At 47.7% G+C, this 7,551-nt stretch carries 8 protein-coding genes; all 8 read left to right on the top strand.

The window, feature by feature from the left end; all coding sequences use genetic code 11:
- Window positions 1-525 (top strand): nitronate monooxygenase (locus tag WJ238_RS07120; RefSeq protein WP_337606541.1); only part of this gene is annotated, 525 nt, incomplete at its 5' end.
- Complete coding sequence (gene fabD, locus WJ238_RS07115) at window positions 518-1,450, top strand: ACP S-malonyltransferase (RefSeq protein ID WP_337606540.1); 933 nt, start codon at window positions 518-520, stop codon at window positions 1,448-1,450. The genes WJ238_RS07120 and fabD, both read left to right, overlap by 8 nt.
- A 54-nt stretch (window positions 1,451-1,504) precedes the next feature.
- The gene (gene fabG, locus WJ238_RS07110) at window positions 1,505-2,245 is read left to right on the top strand and encodes a 3-oxoacyl-[acyl-carrier-protein] reductase (protein WP_337606538.1); all 741 of its coding nucleotides are present in this window, start codon (window positions 1,505-1,507) and stop codon (window positions 2,243-2,245) included.
- On the top strand, window positions 2,245-3,483 hold the full coding sequence (gene fabF, locus WJ238_RS07105; protein ID WP_230107585.1) for a beta-ketoacyl-ACP synthase II: 1,239 nt from the start codon (window positions 2,245-2,247) through the stop codon (window positions 3,481-3,483). Before fabG ends, fabF begins: the two co-directional genes overlap by 1 nt.
- A gap of 16 nt (window positions 3,484-3,499) precedes the next feature.
- Window positions 3,500-4,006 carry an acetyl-CoA carboxylase biotin carboxyl carrier protein gene (gene accB / locus WJ238_RS07100; RefSeq protein WP_337606537.1) on the top strand — a complete coding sequence of 169 codons (507 nt, stop codon included), beginning with the start codon at window positions 3,500-3,502 and terminating at the stop codon, window positions 4,004-4,006.
- Window positions 4,007-4,023: 17 nt separating this feature from the next.
- Window positions 4,024-4,452 (top strand): 3-hydroxyacyl-ACP dehydratase FabZ, encoded by a 429-nt coding sequence (gene fabZ, locus WJ238_RS07095; RefSeq protein ID WP_230105168.1) that lies wholly within the window; start codon window positions 4,024-4,026, stop codon window positions 4,450-4,452.
- A 19-nt stretch (window positions 4,453-4,471) separates the two neighbouring features.
- Complete coding sequence (locus WJ238_RS07090) at window positions 4,472-5,830, top strand: acetyl-CoA carboxylase biotin carboxylase subunit (protein ID WP_230107586.1); 1,359 nt, start codon at window positions 4,472-4,474, stop codon at window positions 5,828-5,830.
- On the top strand, window positions 5,827-7,542 hold the full coding sequence (locus tag WJ238_RS07085; protein ID WP_230105169.1) for an acetyl-CoA carboxylase carboxyltransferase subunit alpha: 1,716 nt from the start codon (window positions 5,827-5,829) through the stop codon (window positions 7,540-7,542). The genes WJ238_RS07090 and WJ238_RS07085 overlap by 4 nt, the downstream gene beginning before the upstream one ends.
- The last annotated feature ends 9 nt before the right edge of the window (window positions 7,543-7,551 follow it).

Below are 7,551 nucleotides of genomic sequence, written 5' to 3'. Positions count from 1 at the left end.
ACGGAAGCCGGAGGACACATTGGTGAAAATACGACGATGGTACTGGTACCGCAGGTAGTAGATGCCGTGAATATTCCTGTAATTGCTGCCGGAGGAATTGCGGACGGAAGAGGAATTGCCGCTGCATTTATGCTGGGAGCGAAGGGAGTACAGATGGGAACTCATTTTGTTGTAACAGAAGAGTCCCAGGTACATGAAAACTATAAAGAGCGTATCCTTAAAGCGAAAGATATTGATTCACGCGTGACAGGACGTACGACAGGACATCCGGTCCGTGCGCTTAGAAACGACATGACAAAAAAATATCTGGAACTGGAAAACAGCGGGGCAAGTTTTGAAGAGCTGGAGCTTCTGACACTTGGAGGACTTCGCAAGGCCGTTGTGGAAGGCGATGTGAAGAACGGAAGTGTAATGGCAGGTCAGATCGCAGGTATGGTAAAAGAAAAAATGACCTGTAAGGAGCTGATCGATAAGCTGGTGAAGGAAACAGATGCGCTGATAAAAGGAGCAGGATTTTATGAGTAAGATTGCATTTATTTACCCGGGGCAGGGCGCCCAGAAATGCGGAATGGGTGCAGATTTTTACGAAAACAGTACATCCGCCAAAGCAGTATATGATATGGCGTCAGAAGTACTGAAAGATAACATGGACATTGACATGAAAGACCTGTGCTTTCATGAGAACGATAAATTGGATTTGACAGAATATACACAGGCAGCGCTGGTAACCACATGCCTTGCCATGACAAAGGTTGTGGAGGAAGCCGGCATCCATCCGGATGTGACGGCGGGCTTAAGCCTGGGAGAATATTCTGCTATTGCGGCAGCAGGCGGCATGAAAGATGAAGATGCCATCCGTCTGGTGCGAAAAAGAGGTCTGCTGATGCAGAACACGGTGCCGGCAGGAGAAGGAGCCATGGCGGCAGTGATGGGTATGACAGGAGAAACCATTGAGAAAGTCATTGAGGGAATGGCAGGTGTTTCCATTGCCAATTACAACTGCCCGGGACAGATTGTCATTACCGGAGAGACAAAGGCAGTGGAGGAAGCGTCAGAGAAACTGAAAGAGGCCGGAGCGAAAAGGACAGTTATGCTTAACGTAAGCGGTCCGTTCCATTCTCCTATGCTGGAAAAAGCAGGGGAAGAACTGGCTGAAGTTCTGAAGGATGTGGAGCTGTCCCCTCTGAAAGTGCCGTATGTGACAAATGTAACAGCAGAGCAGGTCAGCGATATCGGAATGACAAGAGATCTGCTGGCAAAGCAGGTCAGCTCTTCTGTAAAATGGCAGCAGAGTATGGAGAACCTGATCGCCGACGGTGTGGACACTTTTGTGGAGATCGGTCCGGGAAAGACACTTGCCGGATTTATGCGGAAGATCAGCCGCGATGTGAAGGTATACAACATTGGGACATGGGACGATGTGGAAAAAGTGGTAGAGAACTTAAAGTAAATCGAAGGAGGTAGGGACGGGATATTTTTCAAAATACCCCGTCCCAAATGGAAAATGGAAGAACAGAAAGTAGCGGTAGTAACAGGAGCCTCCCGTGGAATCGGACGGGCAATTGCCCTGGAACTTGCAGCTTCCGGAGCATTTGTGGTGATCAATTACAATGGTTCGAAAGAGCGGGCAGAGGAAGTAAAGGCGGAGATAGAGAAAAACGGCGGCAGCGCCGAAATTTATCAGTGTAATGTATCAGAATTTGACGCATGCGAAGAATTTCTGAAACATGTTGTAAAAGAGTATGGAAGAATTGATATTCTGGTGAACAATGCAGGGATTACCAGGGACGGTCTTTTGATGAAGATGTCAGAGGAGGACTTTGACCAGGTGATCGACGTGAATTTAAAGGGAACATTTAACACGATCCGTTTTGTTTCCAGACAGATGCTGAAGCAAAGAAGCGGACGTATCATTAATATGTCTTCTGTTGTGGGAATCAGCGGAAATGCAGGACAGGCAAACTATGCGTCCTCAAAGGCCGGAGTGATCGGTCTTACGAAAGCAGCGGCCAGAGAACTGGCTTCCAGGGGAATTACAGTCAACGCAATTGCACCGGGATTCATTGAGACAGAGATGACAGACGTACTGTCTGATGCGGTAAAAGAAGCGTCTATTGCTCAGATCCCCCTTGGGAAATTCGGAAAACCGGAAGATATTGCAAAGACAGCAGCCTTCCTTGCTTCAGACGCTGCAGGTTATATTACAGGACAGGTGATCCAGGTAGACGGAGGAATGGCAATATGATGAAAAGAAGAGTAGTAGTGACAGGACTTGGAGCGGTGACTCCGATCGGAAATACGGTAGAAGATTTCTGGGCAGGAATTAAAGAAGGAAAAGTAGGAATCGGGCCTATCACGAAATTTGATACTTCTGATTATAAAGTAAAGATCGCTGCAGAAGTCAAAGATTTTGTGGCAAAAGAAAGAATGGATTTTAAAGCGGCCAAGAGAATGGAAGCATTTTCACAGTATGCTGTTGCCGCGTCAAAAGAAGCCTATGAGGATTCAGGACTTGATATTGAAAAAGAAGATCCTTTCCGCGCCGGCGTCATTATCGGATCCGGAATCGGAAGTCTGCAGCAGGCGGAATCCAGCTGTGAAAAGATCAGCACAAAGGGACCTGGCAAAGTAAATCCGCTTATGGTGCCTCTGATGATCTCCAATATGGCGGCAGGGAATGTTTCCATTCAGCTTGGATTCAGAGGAAAATGTACGAATGTGGTGACAGCCTGTGCTTCCGGTACAAACTGTATTGGTGATGCATTCCGGGCAATTCAGTACAATGATGCAGATATTATGATCGCCGGAGGAACAGAAAGTGCGATTTGTCCTACCGGAGTGGCAGGATTCACCGCGCTTACCGCGCTTTCTCTGAATGAAGATCCAATGAAAGCATCCCGCCCCTTTGACAAGGACAGAGATGGATTTGTTATGGGAGAAGGAGCCGGAGTTGTGATTCTGGAAGAGCTGGAGCATGCAAAGGCCAGAGGAGCAAAGATCTATGCGGAAGTAGTCGGATACGGCTCTACAGGGGATGCGTACCATATTACCTCTCCGGCAGAGGACGGAGCCGGAGCCGCAAAGGCCATGGAGCTTGCTATGGAGGAAGCCTGCGTATCGCCAGAGCAGGTTGAATATATTAACGCTCACGGGACAAGTACACATCACAACGACCTGTTTGAGACAAGAGCCATCAAGAGAGCTTTTGGCGAAGCGGCAAAAGATGTAGTGATCAACTCTACAAAATCCATGATCGGTCATCTGCTTGGGGCAGCAGGCGGCGTAGAATTTATTACCTGTGTAAAGGCCATTGAAGACGGCTTCATCCATCAGACTATGGGAACCGTTCAGGCAGACGAAGAGTGCGATCTGAACTATGCTATAGGAGCGCCGGTCGAAAAAGAAATTCATTACGCCATGACAAATTCTCTCGGATTTGGCGGACACAATGCTACTTTACTGATTAAAAAATACGAAGAGTAAAAGGAGTATATCAAACATGGAATTTAAAAACCTGCTGACATTGATCCAGGCAGTATCTGATTCAGAACTGACTGGGCTGAAATATGAAGAAAAAGGGGTAAAAATACATCTGACAAAGCAAAAAGACACTGTAATTGCGACACAGTGTTCCGGACCGGCTATGGAATTTGCAGCCGGCACGCCAGCCTTTGTATCTTCCGCGGCAGCGGGAGAAAGTACAGGAGCAGCGGAGGATACCAGCGCTGATGATAAAGTACAGGAAACAAAAGTGAAGGCGGCAGACCTTGGCGGAAAGATCGTGAAGTCTCCCCTTGTAGGAACATTTTATGCGGCTCCGGCAGAAGATGCAAAGGCCTATGTATCTGTGGGCGACACAGTGAAAAAAGGACAGGTACTTGCAATCGTTGAGGCTATGAAGCTGATGAATGAAATTGAGAGTGATTACGACGGAACTATTGCGGAGATCCTTGTAGAAAACGGGCAGGGAGTTGAGTACGGACAGCCTTTATTCCGCATTTCCTAGTTCCGGAAGGAGGACATATGAACCATTTAGATATTAATCAGATCAAAGAGATCATACCTCACAGACATCCGTTCCTTTTGGTGGATTACATCGAAGATTATGAACCGGGACAGTTTGCTGTGGGATACAAATGTGTCACATACCGGGAGGACTTCTTCAAAGGGCATTTCCCCCAGGAGCCTGTTATGCCCGGCGTTCTGACGGTAGAGGCCCTTGCACAGGTAGGTGCGGTTGCAATTTTAAGCAAGGAAGAAAACAAGGGAAAGATCGCCTATTTCGGCGGTATCAGTAAATGTAAATTTAAAGGGAAGATTGTTCCCGGAGATAAAGTGAGACTGGAGACTAAGATTATCAAAGCCAAAGGTCCCATGGGAATTGGAGAGGCAACAGCCAGTGTGGACGGGAAGGTTGTAGTCAGCGCGGAGCTGACCTTCATGGTAGGTTAAGAGGAAACAGGTGAAACAGATGAGACATGAAATAAAAAAAGTATTGATCGCCAACCGCGGCGAGATTGCAGTGCGCATTATCCGGGCGTGCCGGGAAATGGGGATTGAGACCGTTGCCGTCTATTCGGAAGCGGATAAAGAAGCGCTTCATACGCAGCTTGCAGATGAAGCTGTCTGTATCGGTCCGGCGCCTTCGACAGAGAGCTATTTAAGCATGGACCGCATTATCAGCGCGACGATCATATCCGGAGCCGACGCCATTCATCCGGGTTTTGGATTTCTTTCAGAAAACAGCAGATTCGCCGAGCTGTGCGAGCAGTGCAACATTACCTTTATCGGCCCGAAAGCCGAAGTCATTGCAAAGCTGGGAAATAAGCAGGAAGCAAGAAATACAATGGTGGCGGCCGGCGTGCCGGTTATTCCGGGAAGTAAGGAGCCGATCTACGATGCGCAAAGCGGTGCCAAAGTCGCGGAAGAAGTAGGGTATCCTGTTATTGTAAAGGCAGCTCTCGGAGGCGGCGGAAAAGGAATGCGCGTTGCACAGACACCGGAAGAATTTGAGTCCAGCTTTTTGACAGCACAGAAGGAAACGCAGATGGCGTTCGGGGATAATACGATGTACATTGAGCACTTTGTAGAACACCCGCGTCACATTGAATTTCAGATTCTGGCGGATGAATACGGACATGTCATTCATCTTGGAGAGAGAGACTGCTCCATCCAGAGAAATCATCAGAAGATGATCGAAGAATCTCCCTCCACGGCCCTTACAGAAGATCTGCGCCGGCAAATGGGCGAGGCGGCAGTAAAGGCTGCGAAGGCAGCAGGATATGTCAATGCGGGAACCATTGAATTTCTTCTGGAAAAAAATGGAAACTTCTATTTCATGGAAATGAATACCAGAATACAGGTGGAACATCCCGTTACGGAATGGGTGACAGGCATTGATCTGATCAAAGAGCAGATCCGCATTGCATCTGGAATGGAGCTTTCCTATACCCAGGAAGATGTAAAACTTACCGGTCATGCCATCGAGTGCCGAATCAATGCTGAAAATCCGGAAAAAGGCTTCCGCCCTTCACCGGGGACGATCACAGATATCTATCTTCCGGGAGGAAAGGGAATACGCATCGATTCTGCAATTTACAGCGGTTATACCATCCCGCCTTACTATGATTCCATGATCGCCAAGCTGATCGTGTGGGCCAAAAACCGCGGGGAAGCCATACGGAAAATGCAGAGCGCTCTCGGCGAGATCATTATTGAGGGAATCGACACCAATGTAGACTACCAGTATGAAATTCTGAACAACCCGGATTACATAGCTGGAAATATAGATATTGAATTTATTGAGGAACTGGAAAGAGCGAAGAAATGAAGTTAGAAAATATGTTCAAAAAGACCAGAACAGCATCTGGGAAAAAATCTTATATTTCATTGCGGGAAAAACGCCCCGAAGTGCCGGAAGGACTGCTTAGAAAATGTAATAAATGCGGAAGCGCTATTATTGCCGAAGATGTAAAACGGGGATATTATATTTGTCCGAAGTGCGGAGGATATTTTCGCGTCCATGCCTACAGAAGGATTGAAATGATCGCTGATGCGGGAACATTCGAGGAGTGGGACAAAGACCTGATCGGCGGAAATCCTATGGATTATAAGGGATATCCGGAAAAAATGAAGGCAGTCCAGGAGAAAACAAATCTTCGGGAAGCAGTTGTGACAGGAAAAGCGAAGATTGAGGGGACCGACGCTGTGATCGGCGTATGTGACGGTCGTTTTTTCATGGCAAGCATGGGAGAGGCAGTGGGAGAAAAGGTTGCAAGAGCAATAGAAAGAGCGACAGAAGAAAAGCTGCCTGTGATCCTGTTCGCCTGTTCCGGCGGAGCCAGAATGCAGGAGGGGATCACATCCCTTATGCAGATGGCTAAGACATCTGCTGCATTGAAGCGCCACAGCGATGCAGGCCTTCTCTATATTTCCGTACTGACAGATCCGACAACGGGAGGCGTGACGGCAAGCTTTGCCATGCTGGGAGATGTTATCCTGGCTGAACCGAAAGCATTGATCGGTTTTGCAGGGCCGAGGGTGATTGAACAGACTATCGGTCAGAAGCTTCCGAAAGGATTCCAGAGATCCGAGTTCCTTTTGGAACATGGATTTGTGGATCGGATTGTAGAGCGTCAGGAAATGAAATCAGTACTTTCGGAGATCCTTAAACTTCATAAAAAGGAGAAGGCAGCGGTTGAGAGCCCTTCCCTGAAAGAATCTGAAAACCAGAAGGAAAAAGGACAGCTTTCCGGCCAGGATATCAGCGCGTGGGAGAGAGTGCAGCTTTCCAGAATGAAGGACCGGCCGGTAGGCGAAGACTATATCCGTGCTTTATTTACGGATTTTATGGAATTTCACGGAGACAGATATTTTGCAGATGACAAGGCGATCATTGGAGGCGTTGCTAGGTTTAAAGGACAGCCGGTAACAGTGATCGCACAGGCAAAAGGAACAAATACGAAAGAGAATATTGAACGGAATTTCGGAATGCCTTCACCGGACGGATACCGCAAAGCTCTCCGGCTGATGAAACAGGCAGAGAAATTCCATCGACCGGTCATCTGTTTTGTAGATACGCCCGGCGCGTTCTGCGGACTGGAAGCAGAAGAGAGAGGGCAGGGAGAAGCGATTGCAAGAAGCATTTATGAAATGTCCGCTTTGAAAGTTCCGGTACTTTCTGTTATTATCGGCGAAGGCGGAAGCGGCGGCGCACTTGCTATGGCTACCGCCGATGAGGTGTGGATGCTGGAAAATTCCATTTATTCAATTTTGTCTCCGGAAGGATTTGCAAGTATATTGTGGAAAGACAGTACCAAGGCAAAAGAAGCGGCAGAAGTCATGAAACTGACTGCCGGAGATCTTTATCGGGCGGGGATCGTAGAAAAGGTGATTCCGGAACCGGAGCACTATACGGTTATGAACATAGAGAAGGTAACGGAGAACCTTTGCCAGGATATTCAGAGGTTCTTAACTGTTTATCAGGAAATGCCGGAAGAAGAATTGACAGAAAGAAGATATCAGCGTTTCCGCCGTATGTAGGAGAATTTA

The sequence above is a fragment of the Claveliimonas sp. genome (genome assembly GCF_037273965.1).
Lineage (GTDB): Bacteria > Bacillota > Clostridia > Lachnospirales > Lachnospiraceae > Claveliimonas > Claveliimonas bilis.
This window is presented reverse-complemented; position numbering and strand designations above follow the sequence as displayed.